We start from the raw sequence: 14,564 nt of genomic DNA, 5'->3' as shown, positions 1-14,564 counted from the left end.
ACGTGCTCCGACGCGCGATAATCGCAGCGAAAACCAGGTGGCCGACCAGGCGGGTTTTCGGGCGTCGCCGGTGATCCGTGGGCGTCCCCGAGCCGGCGCGCAGAAGGCCGGGCGGGACGACGCCGACGCCGACGTCGGCATCGTGCTCGGCGCGATGGCCGAGACCGATGCCGACGGGCGAGGCGGGCGGGGGTGGCGAGACGGTCAGACGTCCGGCGGTGGAGAGGGATGGCGCGGGTGGCTCACCGCCCCGATGCGGAGCCGGCCGCCTCGGTGGCCGCGACGAGGCTGGCCGGGCGCATGTCCGTCCAGTTCTCCTCCACGTACGCCAGGCACTCCTGACGCGAGCTGGCCTCGACCACGGTGCGCCAGCCCTCGGGCACGTCGACCTCCGCCGGCCACAGCGAGTGCTGGTTCTCCTCGTTGACCAGCACCAGGTAGGTGGCGTCCTCGTTCTCGAAGGGGTTCGTCATGGCATTCCTTCCGGGTGACTGGTGGAATCGCGGTGGTGGAAAGGACCTTGTCAGGCCAGCCCCAGCGGCGCGTCCGGCGAGGCACTGAACGTCCGGGCGATCTCCGCGAAGTCCGCGGCCATCGAGGCGATGGTCTCCTCCCGGAACAGGTTGCGCTTGAAGGAGAGGCACACCGAGGCGTCACCCGACGGTTCCCTGGTCAGGGTCCACAGCGCCCCGTCCGGCACGGCGGACTTCCGCGGCTGCAGGCCCGTCGCCCGCGGGATCCGGCCGAACTTCACCTCTCCCGGCACCTCGATGTACTGCCGCTGGTCGGGCACCGCCTGGAACACCGCCGCCGCGTGGTCGTCGGAGGCGGCCGTCCGCATCAGCTCCGGCGCCTGCCCGAAGATCTCCAGCGTCGGCATCTCGTGCGAGAACGCTTCGAGGCAGGTGGTCCGGGTGCGCTTGAGCAGGTCCCCGAACGACGCGCAGCCGGCAAGGTCGGTGCGAAGCGGCAGGAAGTTGAAGAGCGGGCCCACGGTGTTCTCGAACAGCTGCCCGCCACGCCCCGGCGTGAACGTCGCGATGACGACGTCCGTGGCGCCGGTCCGCCGGTGCACGAGCAGCTTGTACATCGCGACCAGGACCATGAACCGCGTGGCGCGGTGGGCTCTGGCCAGCCGGTCGATGGTCGAGAACACGTCGTCCGGGATCCGGAACCAGTGCGCCGCGGTCGACTCGGGCAGGTTCGCGGATCGCGGGATGTCCGTGGGGAGCGCCGTGAACAGGCCGCCGTCAAGCTTGCGGCGCCAGTATTCGCGCTTCGCCTCCGTGCCCGCCCCGGCCCCGGTCCGCTGCCAGTCGGCGAACTCGCGGAACTGCGGTGCCGCCGGCAGGTCCGGGACGGCCTGACCCGTCCTCGCGACGTACCGGTTGACCAGGTCGCGGATGACCACCTCCATGGACATGCCGTCCGAGACGATGTGGTGGATCATCACGACCAGAACCGTGTCCCGGTCGTCGAACCTGCCCAGCACCACCCGCAGGGCGGGCGTCTCGTCCACGCCGATCGTCTCGTCCTCGACCTCCTGCCGCAGCTGGTCGGCGCGCGCCGCGCGCGCCGCCTCCGGCGTCTCCGGGAGGTCGCGGAGCTCCACGCGCACCGGACCGGGCGGCGAGATCTCCTGGTGCCGGTTCCCCGTCGTACCGACGATCCGGGTCCGGAGCGCCTCGTGCCGTGTGACGACGTCCTGCAGCGCGTCGCGCAGCGCGGCCACGTCGAACGGTCCGCCCGTCACGCGCCACGCGTCCACCACGTGGTACCGGGGACCGAACGGGCCGTCGTCGTCACCGTGGTCGAACACGTCGACGAACTGGTGATTCAGCGACAGCGGGATCGTCTCCGGCGCGTCGACGCCTGTGGTCCTAGTGGGGCTCATCCCGGCTCCTATCAACTGGTTCCGCTTGTTCCAGGAGGTACTGGTCCAGCTCGGTGACGGTGGGCAGCTCGAACAGGTCGTCAAGAGTGAGCTCCACACCGAGCGCCTCGTTGACCGTCTGCACCAGCCGGATCCCGCTCAGCGACTGCCCGCCGAGCTCGAAGAAGCTGTCGTCGAGTCCCACCTCCGCGACGCCCAGGGCGCTGGCGAAGGCGGCGCACAGGATCTCCTGCTGCGGGGTGCCGGGGGACGTGTGGGTCGACGAACCGGCGAGCACCGGTTCGGGCAGCGCCCGACGGTCCACCTTGCCGTTCGGCGTGAGCGGAAGCGAGTCGAGCACCACGAACGCGGCGGGGATCGAGTAGTCGGGCAGCACCTTCTCCGCGTGCCTGCGGAGCGCCGCGAGGTCCACCGCGTCGGTCTCGCCGACGACGTATCCGACGAGGCGGTGGTCGCCGTCGTCGGTCGGCCGGGCCACGACGATCGCCTCGGAGATCTCCGGGTAGGCGGTGAGCGCTGCCTCGACCTCGGCGGTGCCGACCCGGAATCCGCGGATCTTCACCTGGTCGTTCGCCCGGCCGACGAACTCGATCATGTCGGCGGTGGCCCACCGGACCAGGTCGCCGGTCCGGTACATGCGCGTCCCGGCGCCGCCGAACCGGTTCGCCACGAAGCGCTCCGCGGTCAGTCCCGGTCGGCCGAGGTAGCCGCGCGCCAGGCGTTCGCTCGCGACGTACAGCTCCCCGACCTGGCCGGGTCCGACCGGCCGGAGCCGCTCGTCGAGCACGTACAGCTCGCCGTTGTCGAGCGACCGGCCGACCGGCACCCGCGTCGCGGGAACGAACGGCGCGGTCACCGTGGTGGTGGTGGCGAACAGCGTGACCTCGGTCGCCCCGTAGGTGGGTCGCACCGTGATGCCGGGGCATGCCTTCAGCACCCGCTCGACGGCGCCCGGCGAGATGACGTCCCCACCGGTCGAGACCTCACCGACGGTGGCGAGGCAGTCCGGCGCCTGGTCGGCGACCACCCGGAACAGGCCGCTGGTGAGCTGGACGGAGGTGATCTCGTGGTCCCGGATCAGCCGCCGGAGCGTGCCGAGGTCCAGGCGACCGTGCGGAGCCAGGACCAGGTGACCGCCGCGCAGCAGGGGTACCCACATCTCGTACGTCGACACCGCCGCCGCGTACGGCGCCACCATGAGCACCCGGTCCTGGGGACTGTTGTCCCAGCACGAGTCCAGGGCGACGCTCAGCACGCCCCGGTGGGTCACGCAGACGCCCCGCGGCAGCCCCGACGACCCGGAGGTGTGGATGACGCACGCGACGTCGTCGGGTCGTACCTCGATGTCCGGCGCGGCGACCGGCTGGTCCGGCCGCGCCGGGGCCGGGTCGACGAGCACGGTCCGCCGGCCGACCGGCAGGCCGGCGCGCTGGGTCTCCTCGTCGGCCAGCAGCACCGGCCGACCGGCGTTGTCCATGACCCGCTGCTTGGCCTCCAGCGGATGGGAGTGGTGCAACGGCAGGTAGACCGCGCCGGCCTTGAGCACACCCAGGGTCGCCACGATCAGCTCGGGTGAGCGGGTGATCAGCACCCCGACCGGCTCGCCGGGCCGCACGCCGAGGCTGATCAGCCGATGCGCCAACTGGTTGGCGCGCTCGTCGAGCTGGCGATAGGTCAGCCGGACGCTCCCTCCGGTCAGCGCCGGCGCGTCGGGTGTCCGGGCCACCTGCCTGGCGAACTGCTCCTGGATGGACCTGGAACCCATGCCGCCTCATCTCCGTCCACTCGTTCGCAGACCCGACCTGACAAGAGGGAACGTACCGCCGGCGCTGATCGATTTCGCCTTCAGGACTGCGCTACAAACCTTCGACGCGCGTCGATGTCGATCAGCAATCGTAAAGATGTGGCAGGCCCACCGGGTTGGGACACTCGACGAGGCCGTCGAAGTGGCATCAGCCCCATCTCGGCGATAAGGATCGTCTGCGGACTGGACTCCGACACGCTGCATCTGACCGGGAGAGCCGTCAGCAGCCGAAAGGATCGTGCACCGTGACACGAATCAGCGGCACCGCCGAACACGACCTTCCTGCCCCGGTCGAGCCGGACCTCACCCCGGCCCAGATGGTGGCGCGGGCCGAGGCGATGATCCCCGAGCTCGTCGACCGCCAGGCAGAGGTCGAGGAACGCAGTTTCTACGCCGAGGACATCCACGAGAAATTCGCCCGGAACGGCTTCTACCGAATTCTCCAGCCCCGTCGGTACGGCGGCTACGAATTCGGCCTCGACACTTTCGTACGCGTCTCCACGACGCTGCTGCGGGGATGCCCGTCGACCGGCTGGATGTTCACCCTCGGCGCCATGCACACGCAGGTTGTCGCCACGATGTTCGGTGAACAGGCGCAATCGGAGGTGTTCGGCGTCGGCGACTTCATCTGCCCCGGCACCGCCGTTCCCAGCGGGTCCGCCGAACGCGCCGCGGACGGCGGCTGGACGATCAGCGGCAAGTGGTCCTACTGCTCCGGGTCGCCCTACGCGACGCACTTCCTCGGACACGCCCTGATCGCCGGTGTGAACGGGGCGTCGCCGAAACCCCTGTTCTTCCTCGCGCCACGCAGCCAGTGGACGCGGTTGGACGACTGGGGCCGGCAGTTGGGCCTGCGCGGCAGTGGGTCACACAGCATCACCATGGAGAACGCCCACGTTCCGGAGCACCTAGCCCTGCCCGGCGTGCAGATCATGGAGGCCAACGTCTCCGGTGGCACGCCGGGTCGGGACCTGCACGGAAATCCGGAGTACGGCGGCGGGCCGCTCTCCTTCACGAATCTGGGCAACGCGGCCCTGGCGGTGGGCATCGCGCGGGGCGCGCTCGACATCTACGAGATCCTGCTACGGGAGCGGACGACCCTGGTCCCGCCGATCGTGGCCCGGCACCACGACCCCGACTACCAGTTCTGGTACGGCGACGCCGTCGGCATGATCGGCACCGCCGAGGCCGCGTTGCTGAACGGCGTCCAGCAGTGGCACGACAACTGTGTCCGTGGCCCCGCGGCGGTCACCCGGGAGGAGGACCTGCGGATCTCGGCGATCTGCCGACACGTGATCCAGCTCTGCTGGGACGCGGTGGCGAACTACCTGATGCCGACCGCGGGCGCGAGTTCGGTCCGGCACGGCGAGCGGCTCGAACGCGTCTGGCGCGACATGTCCATGTTGCACAGTCACGGGGGCATCTCCGTCCTGCTGCCGACGGTGGCCGTGCGGGAACTCACCCGGGTGCGGATGCGCTGACCTCGCGGAGGGACGACGGGCCGGTCGTCCGGGCGTGACTCGCGGGCTCGGCGCGTGCCGCGCCGACCGGACGACCGGCATCGATCCACGTCACGATCGTCGACCCGCCCGCCCCGGCCTCGCCTGCGCGCTGACATGAACGCATTTACGAAGACGTGGTCGCGGCGGACGCGTGGGATCCTCGGCCGGAGCGAAAGGACAGCCGCCGATGACAGTGCAAGAAAGGGTGGACGGGGCGACGGATTCCCCGACACCTCCGGGCATCAGACTCCCCTCCCTGACGGCGATGCGGACCGTGGCCGCGACCCTGGTGTTCATCCACCACGCGATGTTCCAGCCGCTCTTCTCCGACCAGGGCGTGCAGAACGCCTACAACGAGTTCTCCCGCAACCTGGGCCCGCTGAGCGTCATGTTCTTCTTCGTGCTGAGCGGCTTCATCCTCACCTGGTCGGGCAAGCCGCGCGACGGCCTGAAGAACTACTACCGACGTCGGTTTTTCAAGATCTTCCCGAACCACCTCGTGGTCTACGCCATTCTGCTGGTCCTGATGTTCGTGGCCGGGCGCACCATCCTGTGGCCCGAGGCGCTGGCCAACCTCCCGCTCATGCAGGCGTGGGTGCCGAGCTTCGACTACCAGCTCCTCGCGGTGAACCCGCCGACCTGGACGTTGTCGGTGGAGCTGCTGTTCTACCTGTGCTTCCCGCTCCTGCTGATCCTGATCAACCGGATCCGGCCCAGCCGGCTGTGGCTGTACGCCGGGCTGGCCGCCCTGGCCGCCCTGCTCATGCCGGTGCTCTCGCGGCTGGTCCTGCCCGACAGCCCGGCGACTCCCATCTCCGCCTCGCTCTCCTGGCCCCAGCTGTGGTTCATCTACTACTTCCCGGTCACCCGGATGTTCGAGTTCGTGGTCGGGATGGTCATGGCCAGGATCCTGATCACGGGCCGCTGGCCGAACATCCGGCCGTCGATCATCGCGGCGGTGGTGGCGGCGGCGTACGTGGCGACCCTGCCGCTCAAGTTGTTCGAGGAGGGGTACCAGACGGCGTTCCTCATCCCGCTCGCGCTGGCGATCACCGGCACGGCCGCGGCGGACCTCGCCGGGCGCCGGACGCTGTTCAACCGCCGCGTCATGGTCTTCCTGGGCGAGATCTCGTACGCCTTCTACCTCGTCCACATCACGGTGTTCTTCTCCCTTCAGGCCGCGTTCAACCACCAGTGGGGCCTGGGCGGGATGTTCACCTCGCGACCGTTCGCCACGGTGCCCGCGATCGCGTTCCTCATCGGCTCCTATCTGGCCTGTGTGCTCGTCGCCTGGCTGCTGTACTCCCTGGTGGAGCGTCCGGTGATGCGGCGGTGGGGCCGGCCGGGACGGACCCGACCAACGGAGGCTCCGGCCGCGGTCCACTGATCGCCTGTCTGTGGCCGCCGGTCCTTGGAGCGGGCCGGCGGGGAGGTCGGGGTCGACGAGGGTGACGCTGAGGGCGTCCGCGTCGACCCCGACCGTACGTCCGGGTGCCGTGCCGGCGGGTCACCGTGCGGATCGGGCTGTCGCTTCCTGTTCGCGAGGGCGGTAGCGCAGGTGCACGACGCCGTTGCGGAACCGGCGTTCGTCGACGAGATCGAGGTCGGTCCGCATCCCGGTCGGCAGTCCCGGCTTGCCCCCACCGACGGCGACGGGCAGGACGAACAGCTGGCACTCGTCGACCAGCCCGGCCCGGAAGGCCTGCGTCGCGAGATTGGCGCCTCCGATGGTGAGGTCGCTGTCGGCGGCGGCCTTCATCTCCTTGACCGCGCCGGGGTCGAAACGGCGTTCGACAGTGGTGTCGGCGGTTGACGCCGAGGAGAGGCTCCCGGAGTAGACGACCTTGCTCGCCGCCTGCCAGGCGTTGGCGAAGTCGGCGGTGAGGTCGGACTGCGCGGCCAGCGCGTCATTGGTCTCCCAGACGGCCATCGCCTCGTACTGCCGCCGTCCGTAGAGGAAGGTGCCTGCCGACCGCACGATGTCGGTGTAGCACACGAACACCTCGTCATCGACCGGAAACAGGTTGAAGTCGCCGCGCTCGTCCTCGATGTAGCCGTCGAGCGACACGTTCGTCACGTAGATCAGCTTTGCCATGCTCCACCTCTCGATGATCGGTTGCCACCACCCGGACCTCCGTCGGCGCGGCGTCCACCTGGTGCACGCCTGGCGCGAACCCTCGTCATGGGTGCGCCGACACTCGGGGTCCACTCGGGACCTCCGGTCGCGCCCCTCTGCCGGCCCCATTGCTGAGGCGCGGTGGACATGCCGGAGTTGCCCTCCCATATTTACTACTTGGGCGGGATGAGTGTATGCAGAAACTTAGGTTCTTTGTCGGATTTTGGGGGGTGTGTCAGCCCGGCCCGACTCGCGCAGTGGTGAGTGGCGCGGCCCGACCCGCCGCCGCACCGGACGGTCGCGATGAGGTCGAGTCGGGCTCGCGGCAAAGGGGAGAGGCGTCGGATGGGTGGGAATCCCACCGTCCTCCATTGTCTTCTTCCAGGTCAGCGGCTTGCGTGGGGAGGTCGACGCGCAATAGACGAGAGGCAAACCGGAGAGCGTTTCGTCTGTTGGGGAGAGCAATCTGGAAGTTGTGCCGGAGGTTCCGTGCCTAAAAGGTAGTAAGGTCTGGTTCCAATAGGTAGCATCCGCTGGCGGACGGCGAGAGATGGTGGTACTGCATGCCGAGGTTTAACCCGATCAAGGAGCTTCGCTCCCTTGTTCCAGAGGCTGGGCCGAAGCGGTTTTACGCGCTGGGCACCTTTATCAACATGTTCGGGTTCGGGCTGCTGGTCGTCAGTATGAGCCTGTATTTCACCCGAATCGTGGGGCTGCCCGCCTCGCAGGTGGGTCTCGCCCTCACCATCGGCGTCGCCATCAGCCTGGTCAGCGGTGTCCCGGTCGGCAACCTGGCCGACCGGTGGAGCCCGGTGAAGACCGTCAAGGTCATGCTGGTGATCCAGGCCCTGACGGCTACCACATTCATCTTCATCGACAATTTCGCCCAACTTGTCATCGCCGCCACCCTCGACATGCTGGCGTTGAAGGCGTCCGTGGCGGCGTCCGAATCGCTGCTGCGTCGGGTGGCGGGCGACGAGGCGGTCGGCTTCCGCGCCCAGGTGCACGCGATCCAGTTCGTCGCCATGGGCCTGGGCACCGCCGGGTGTGCCGTCGTGATCCAGATCGGTACGCCGACCGCGTACCACCTGATGATCGCCCTCGACGCGCTCAGCTTCCTGGGGGCCTTGCTGGTCTTCATGCGGCTGCCGGATTACGAGCCGTTGCCGAAGCCGGAAACCGCGTCCCGCTGGGGTGTGCTGTCCGACCGGCCCTTCGTGGCGTGGACGGCTATCGCCGGTGCCATGAACCTCCAGCTCTTCATGATCAATATGCTGCTGCCGCTGTGGGTGGTCGATGCCACCAATGCTCCGACCTGGACGGTTGCGGTCTTCTACATCATCAACAACACGTTGATCGTCTTGTTCATGGTTCGCGTCGGCAACAAGGTGAAGACGGTCCGGCAGGGTGGCGTCGCGATCCGGCGTGCCGGAGCGCTCCTCCTGTTCAGCTGCGCCGGGATGGGCTTCGCGAGCGGGCTTCCCGGCTGGGCCGCGGTGCTTTTGCTGGTCGCGGCCGTCCTCGTGCACACCTACGGCGAGCTGTGGTACATGGCGGGCTCCTTCGCCCTCAACTTCGGCCTGCCGCCGGCGCACGCACAGGGGCAGTACATGGGCTTCCTCGGGATCGGCTCCGGCATCGGCGAGGCGTTCGCCCCGCTGCTGTTCCTCAGCTTCATCCTGTCCCTCGGCCGGCCTGGCCTGGTCGGCATCGGCGTGTTCTTCGCCCTGGTGGGCCTGTTGGCGCCCGCCGTGGCGCGGTGGGGCGAGCGGACCAGGCCCGAGTCTGAGGACAAGCCGTCGGAGGAGAAGGCCGCGCCGGCTGCTCCGGAGGTGGCGCCGGCCGTCGCCGACTGAGGTGATCTGATCCGGCCAGAAGGGCACGGTCCAGCGACCTGATCACGGTCCCTGGAGAAGAGGTGGCGGTTCGACCCGGGAGTCCCGTGCGGGACGCCCGGGTCGTCCGCGAAACAGACCAGCCGATCGCCGAGGTGGCGGCTGACCCGAATCCAACCGCGCGAGCCCGGAAACCGGCAGGGCGAGCCCGGCGCCGCTGACCGCCGCGGCGCCGGTGCGGCGTGGTGGACGCTCCCGAGCACGCCGGGCCGGACGACCGGACGACCGCGCATTGTCCCGTGCGCGATGACGGCGGCCGTGTGTGCGAGGCTGCGCCCCGGGGCATCACCATGGTGGACGAGGTTTGCGGGTGCGCGCCCTCGGCCGGGCGTTCCTGACCCGAATCAGCGCAGCATACCCGGTGACGGGGTCGCGGATTACTTCTCCGCTGCCGACCGGAATTTTTCCGGTGGCCAGCGCTTCGGGGAGCACTCTGCAACACAGAAGATGCGCTTACCCGAAAGTTCGCGAAGAATCGGCGGTGTGGCCGTCATTTCCGACGTCTGACCGCGCGGCCGGCTCCCCACTGGTGCGAGAGAGCCGGTTCCTGCCGTCTCGCCTGCGGATCCGAGGAGCGCCCGTTCGAGCGTAAAACGCGCCCAGCATGCAGTTTCCTCACGCCCTGATGCTCAGTCGTCGATCGCCTGTTCGGAGGAACGAAATGGCGGATCAAGAGAAGATGCATGAACCGCGGAAAACGCGGCCGATGACCGGCGCCGAATACATCGAATCGCTGCGTGACGACCGCTGTCTGTATCTTTACGGTGATCGCGTGAAGGACATGACCAGTCATCCTGCGTTCTACAACCCGGTACGGATGACCGCGCGGCTCTACGACGCGTTGCACGACCCGGATAAGCGGGACGTGCTCACCTCGCCCACCGACACGGGCAGTGACGGCTTCACCCACAAGTTCTTCACCACCCCCCGCTCGGCGGAGGACCTGGTCGAGCACCAGCAGGCCATCGCTGCCTGGGCCCGGATGAGCTACGGCTGGATGGGGCGCAGCCCCGACTACAAGGCGGCCTTCCTCGGCACGCTCGGTGCGAACGCCGACTTCTACAAGCCGTTCGACGAGAACGCGCGGCGGTGGTACGCGGAGTCCCAGGAGAAGGTCCTCTACTGGAACCACGCGATCGCGCATCCGCCGGTCGACCGGAACCGCTCCCCGGACGAGGTCGGTGACGTCTTCGTGCACGTGGAGAAGGAGACCGACGCCGGGCTCGTCGTGAGCGGCGCCAAGGTGGTCGCCACCGGCTCGGCGCTGACGCACTACAACTTCATCGCGCACTACGGCCTGCCGATCAAGGACAAGAAGTTCGCGCTCGTGGCGACCGTTCCGATGGGGGCGCCCGGGCTGAAGCTGATCTGCCGTCCGTCCTACACGGCCAGCGCGGCACTGATGGGCAGCCCGTTCGACTACCCGCTCTCCTCCCGGCTGGACGAGAACGACACCATTCTCGTGATGGACAAGGTGCTCATCCCGTGGGAGAACGTGTTCATCTACGGCCATCTGGGAAAGGTCCAACTGTTCCCCAGCCGGTCGGGGTTCTCCGAGCGGTTCACGTTCCAGGGCTGCACCCGCCTGGCGGTGAAACTCGAGTTCATCGCCGGCCTGCTCGCGCGGGCGGTGGAACTCACCGGCGCCAAGGACTTCCGTGGCGTGCAGACCCGGATCGGCGAGGTGCTGGCCTGGCGCAACCTGTTCTGGGCGTTCTCGGACGCGGCGGCCCGCAACCCGGTGCCCTGGCACAACGGCGCGGTCCTGCCCAACCCGCGGTACGGGATGGCATACCGGTGGTTCATGCAGATCGGTTACCCGAGGATCAAGGAGATCGTCCAGCAGGACGTCGCCAGCGGGTTGATCTACATCAACTCCAGCGCCGAGGACTTCAAGAACCCGGAGATCCGGCCGTACCTGGACCAGTACCTCCGCGGCTCCGACGGCAGCGACGCGGTCGAGCGCATGAAGGTCATGAAACTGCTGTGGGACGCCGTCGGCACCGAGTTCGGCGGGCGGCACGAGCTCTACGAGCGCAACTACGCGGGCAATCACGAGAACACCCGGGTCGAGATGCTCTCGGCGCAGCTCGCGAGCGGTGAGATCGACGACTACAAGGCATTCGCGCAGGAGTGCCTCTCCGAGTACGACCTGAACGGTTGGACGGTGCCCGACCTGTCGTCGTTCGACGATCTCCACGAGGTGCGGGACCGGACGCTCAACGGGTGAGCGCGGCCGTGGCGCCCCGGCGCACCGGGGGTGCCACGGCGCGCCGGCAAAGCATCCGGGTATGTCGATAGAAAGGGTCTGAACATGCGATTTGGTGTGCACTTGCCGCAGGGCTACAGTCTCGACCTCGTCAACATCCCGGTGGCCGAGCAGTGGTCCACGATTCGTGACATCGCCCAGGCCGCCGACGCCGGGCCGTACGATTCGATCTGGGTCAGCGACCACTTTCTCACCATTCCGGCGCCGAGCAACGAGTCGGCGTTCGAAGCGTGGTCGATGATGGCCGCGTTCGCGGTCTGCACCTCCCGGGTGCGGCTCGGGCAGTTGTGCACGTGCATGGGTTTCCGGAATCCGGCGTACCTGGCCAAGATGGCGGCCTGCGTCGACGTGATGAGCGGCGGCCGGTTGGACGTCGGCCTCGGCGCGGGCTGGTTCGAGGACGAATGGCGTGGCTACGGCTACGATTTCCCCAGCGTCGCCGATCGGCTCGGCATGCTCGACGAGGGCGCGCAGATCATGCGGCAGCTGTGGACGACCGGCACGGCCACGCTGGCGGGACGCCACTACCAGCTCGATGGTGCGGTCAGCAATCCGCTTCCGCTGCAGCCCGGTGGGATCCCGTTGTTGATCGGCGGCTCCGGCGAGAAGAAGACGCTGCGGACCGCGGCGAAGTACGCGCAGTACACGAACTTCGGGCCGTTGAGCCTGGACGAGTTCGCGCACAAGTCCCGGGTCCTCGCCCAGCACTGCAAGGACGTGGGCACCGACTTCGACGCGATCACCCGCTCGGCCTACTACCTCGTGACCATCGGCGAGACCGAGAAGGACGTCGCTGACCGCATGGCGCGCAGGAGGTCCCACTACGAGCCGCTGATGCCGCCCGAGGCGCTCGAAGCCTGGCTCGGCGAGTTCCGCCGTGGCCTGGTCGGGACGCCCGAGCAGATCGTCGAGCGGTTGCGCGAGGCTGCCGACGCCGGGGTCGGCTACGTGATCGCCTACTTCGCGGACGCCGCCTACGACCGGACGAGCATGGACCTGTTCGCCGGCAAGGTGATACCGGAGTTGATCGGTTAGACGTCGTCCCCACGGCAGGTCGTTGGTGCCGCCGGTGGAGCCCTTCGGGCCTGCCGGCGGCACCGCCGGGTCCGGGGCGCGGGAGGCGCGGGTCCGGTCGGTCGCACCCGGGGGCCGTGCGCCAGGTCGTGCCGTTCGTCGCCCCCGTACACGCCACGAGGTCTCCGGTGGCGGGGTGCATCGTCGTTGATGACCCGCCACCGGAGACCTCGTCGTCGAGCGGCCACCGGCACGTGGCGCCCGGCCTCGGGACGTCGGTCAGCCCGCGGTCTCCACCTCGAGCTGCTTCGGCCCGTTGTCGATGATGTCGGCGAAGTGCTTGCCGAGCTCGTTGGCGAGGCTGCCCTCGTAGAGGTCGGTCCGCACCACCAGGTGCATCTCCAGGCCGTCCGGGACGGGCAGGACCTCGAGCACGAAGTCGTGCACGGACGCCGTCCAGTCGTCGTTCCGGGAATCCATCACGCCGGGGACGTTACCCAGGCTGAGCGTCGGCACGGAGTTGTAGACCACGGCCGGCTTGCCGATGAACATGGCCTCCAGCCCGCCGAACGCGCCCAGGATGCTGGCCATCTGCTTCATGTCCAGCAGGACGTCGCGCGCGGCCATGCCCTGGAGGTACGAGTCACGGATGCGGGCGAGGAGGTGCGGGCCCGACCGGTACGGCCCGTTCGGCCGCAGCAGGATGTTGCCGACCCGGGTGGTGATCGTCGCGTCGATCATCGCGCCGGCCTTGTTCCCGATCGACACCATCAGGCCGAGGTCGTGCGGGGCGCCCGCCCGGATGAGGGACTGGACGTACACCGCCACCATCCCCACCGACGGCGGCATGCCGTTGGCGCTGGCGTAGTCGTCCCAGGCCCGCAGCCGCGTCTTCGACACGGTGAAGGAGAAGTCGGCCGCGGGTCCGCTCGGCTCCGTCGGCCCGTCCTTGCGGCCGGGGAGGCGGCACGGCGGAAGGTCGCGGAGCTCGTTGAGCCAGTATCGGCGCTGGGCCTCGGCGTCCTGCGTCCTGAGCTGGTGGCGGTAGTCCGCGGCCATCTCGGCGAGCGTCGCGGTTCTGCCGGGCCACTGCGGCGCCCTTCCGGCCGTGCGGGCGGAGTAGGCCGCCGACAGCTCCGCCGTCATGATCTCCAGCGAACGGCCGTCGAACGCGGCGTGGTGTGCGGCCACCCCGAACAGGGTGCGATCGCTCTGCCCGCTGTGCACGATCACGCACCGCCAGACCTCACCCTGGTCGATGTGCAGCGGCTGCTCCAGCGCCTCCCAGAGCGCGTCGCCCGCCGCGCCGTCGTCGTCCTGCTCCGGCAGCCGCTGGAACCGCGCCTGGCCCGGATCGGCCGGCACCTCGGCCAGGCCGAGATCCGGCTCGTAGAGGTACTTGGCGTGCAGGGCCTGGTGACGGCGGTGCACGTCGGTGGCCGCGGCGGCGAGCGCCACGTCGTCGATCTGGCCCTCGAACCACCAGGCGAACCGCGGCACGATGTCCATCGGCACGGTGTGCGCCTGCATGGGGGTGATCGCCACGAGCTCGGCGTTGCGCTCGGCCGGTGGCGCGACCGAGGTGCGGGGCGCGCCGTTCCCGCTGTCGTGGGCGTCGATCCACGTCGCGAGCTGCGCGACGGTCGGGGTCCGGAAGAGCTGGGTGAACCGGACCCGGATCCCGGTCGCCTGTTCCAACCGGGCGCACGCGACGGTCACCGCTACGGAGTCAAGGCCCAGATCGAAGAAGGACGCCATGCGCGGCAGGCTGGAAATGCCGAGCATCTCGCCGAATATCCGCGCGATGGTGCTCTCTGTCTCGCCGCGCGGGTGCTCGTCCGTTGAGAGTGCCCCGTTGGGGTCGCTTCGCAGGTCTTCTCGCTGCGTCATGCCCGCTCCTTAGAGGGTGGATTAGCGTTCAACGAACTGGTGGTCACGCCGGCGCCGGGTGGTGGGTGTCGGGGCGCGACGGCTGGTCGGGCGTCACCCGGTCATTGATGCTCGGTGTCACAGCCGCCCGACTCCTTCGCATTCGGCCTTAATTGGGCGTCGGGGCACACGTCAGAAGCC

10 protein-coding genes are annotated in these 14,564 nt (G+C 68.9%); 5 read left to right on the top strand and 5 right to left on the bottom strand.

Annotated features, from left to right (window positions below; all coding sequences use genetic code 11):
• Positions 1-242: 242 nt before the first annotated feature.
• The 3 genes from ACIA6B_RS14590 to ACIA6B_RS14580 are packed head-to-tail and all read right to left on the bottom strand — an operon-like array spanning position 243 to position 3,659.
• Positions 243-473, bottom strand: coding sequence for an MbtH family protein (locus ACIA6B_RS14590; RefSeq protein WP_396773519.1), 231 nt, complete (start codon positions 471-473; stop codon positions 243-245).
• A gap of 50 nt (positions 474-523) precedes the next feature.
• A complete protein-coding gene (locus ACIA6B_RS14585) occupies positions 524-1,894 on the bottom strand; it encodes a condensation domain-containing protein (RefSeq protein WP_396773517.1) in 1,371 nt (456 codons plus the stop codon).
• Positions 1,881-3,659, bottom strand: coding sequence for a non-ribosomal peptide synthetase (locus tag ACIA6B_RS14580; RefSeq protein ID WP_396773515.1), 1,779 nt, complete (start codon positions 3,657-3,659; stop codon positions 1,881-1,883). The genes ACIA6B_RS14585 and ACIA6B_RS14580 overlap by 14 nt, the downstream gene beginning before the upstream one ends.
• Before the next feature lie 284 nt (positions 3,660-3,943).
• Here ACIA6B_RS14580 and ACIA6B_RS14575 point away from each other — a divergent pair, with 284 nt between their 5' ends.
• On the top strand, positions 3,944-5,179 hold the full coding sequence (locus tag ACIA6B_RS14575) for an acyl-CoA dehydrogenase family protein (protein WP_396773514.1): 1,236 nt from the start codon (positions 3,944-3,946) through the stop codon (positions 5,177-5,179).
• A gap of 286 nt (positions 5,180-5,465) precedes the next feature.
• The gene (locus ACIA6B_RS14570; RefSeq protein ID WP_396773512.1) at positions 5,466-6,587 is read left to right on the top strand and encodes an acyltransferase family protein; all 1,122 of its coding nucleotides are present in this window, start codon (positions 5,466-5,468) and stop codon (positions 6,585-6,587) included.
• Positions 6,588-6,707: 120 nt separating this feature from the next.
• On the opposite strand, the gene ACIA6B_RS14565 is transcribed toward ACIA6B_RS14570, so the two are convergent.
• Positions 6,708-7,295, bottom strand: a complete 588-nt coding sequence (locus ACIA6B_RS14565; protein ID WP_396773511.1) for a dihydrofolate reductase family protein — start codon at positions 7,293-7,295, stop codon at positions 6,708-6,710.
• A gap of 584 nt (positions 7,296-7,879) precedes the next feature.
• On the opposite strand from ACIA6B_RS14565, the gene ACIA6B_RS14560 reads away from it, so the two are divergent.
• From ACIA6B_RS14560 to ACIA6B_RS14550, 3 genes are all read left to right on the top strand, one after another.
• Positions 7,880-9,172, top strand: coding sequence for an MFS transporter (locus ACIA6B_RS14560; RefSeq protein WP_396773509.1), 1,293 nt, complete (start codon positions 7,880-7,882; stop codon positions 9,170-9,172).
• 718 nt (positions 9,173-9,890) lie between these two features.
• Positions 9,891-11,441, top strand: a complete 1,551-nt coding sequence (locus ACIA6B_RS14555) for a 4-hydroxyphenylacetate 3-hydroxylase family protein (protein WP_396773508.1) — start codon at positions 9,891-9,893, stop codon at positions 11,439-11,441.
• Positions 11,442-11,525: 84 nt separating this feature from the next.
• Positions 11,526-12,515, top strand: a complete 990-nt coding sequence (locus ACIA6B_RS14550; protein ID WP_396773506.1) for an LLM class F420-dependent oxidoreductase — start codon at positions 11,526-11,528, stop codon at positions 12,513-12,515.
• A gap of 258 nt (positions 12,516-12,773) precedes the next feature.
• On the opposite strand, the gene ACIA6B_RS14545 is transcribed toward ACIA6B_RS14550, so the two are convergent.
• A complete protein-coding gene (locus ACIA6B_RS14545) occupies positions 12,774-14,384 on the bottom strand; it encodes a condensation domain-containing protein (RefSeq protein WP_396773504.1) in 1,611 nt (536 codons plus the stop codon).
• Between the last annotated feature and the right edge of the window lie 180 nt (positions 14,385-14,564).

It is taken from the genome of Micromonospora sp. NPDC051141, assembly GCF_044455765.1.
GTDB lineage: Bacteria > Actinomycetota > Actinomycetes > Mycobacteriales > Micromonosporaceae > Micromonospora.
This window is presented reverse-complemented; position numbering and strand designations above follow the sequence as displayed.

Bases quoted from the DNA above. Each gene is read 5' to 3' on its own strand.
- ACIA6B_RS14550 (WP_396773506.1), top strand. From the start codon at position 11,526: ATGCGATTTGGTGTGCACTTGCCGCAGGGCTACAGTCTCGACCTCGTC.
- ACIA6B_RS14590 (WP_396773519.1), bottom strand. From the start codon at position 473: ATGACGAACCCCTTCGAGAACGAGGACGCCACCTACCTGGTGCTGGTC.
- ACIA6B_RS14555 (WP_396773508.1), top strand. From the start codon at position 9,891: ATGCATGAACCGCGGAAAACGCGGCCGATGACCGGCGCCGAATACATC.
- ACIA6B_RS14570 (WP_396773512.1), top strand. From the start codon at position 5,466: ATGCGGACCGTGGCCGCGACCCTGGTGTTCATCCACCACGCGATGTTC.
- ACIA6B_RS14545 (WP_396773504.1), bottom strand. From the start codon at position 14,384: ATGACGCAGCGAGAAGACCTGCGAAGCGACCCCAACGGGGCACTCTCA.
- ACIA6B_RS14560 (WP_396773509.1), top strand. From the start codon at position 7,880: ATGCCGAGGTTTAACCCGATCAAGGAGCTTCGCTCCCTTGTTCCAGAG.
- ACIA6B_RS14580 (WP_396773515.1), bottom strand. From the start codon at position 3,659: ATGGGTTCCAGGTCCATCCAGGAGCAGTTCGCCAGGCAGGTGGCCCGG.
- ACIA6B_RS14585 (WP_396773517.1), bottom strand. From the start codon at position 1,894: ATGAGCCCCACTAGGACCACAGGCGTCGACGCGCCGGAGACGATCCCG.
- ACIA6B_RS14565 (WP_396773511.1), bottom strand. From the start codon at position 7,295: ATGGCAAAGCTGATCTACGTGACGAACGTGTCGCTCGACGGCTACATC.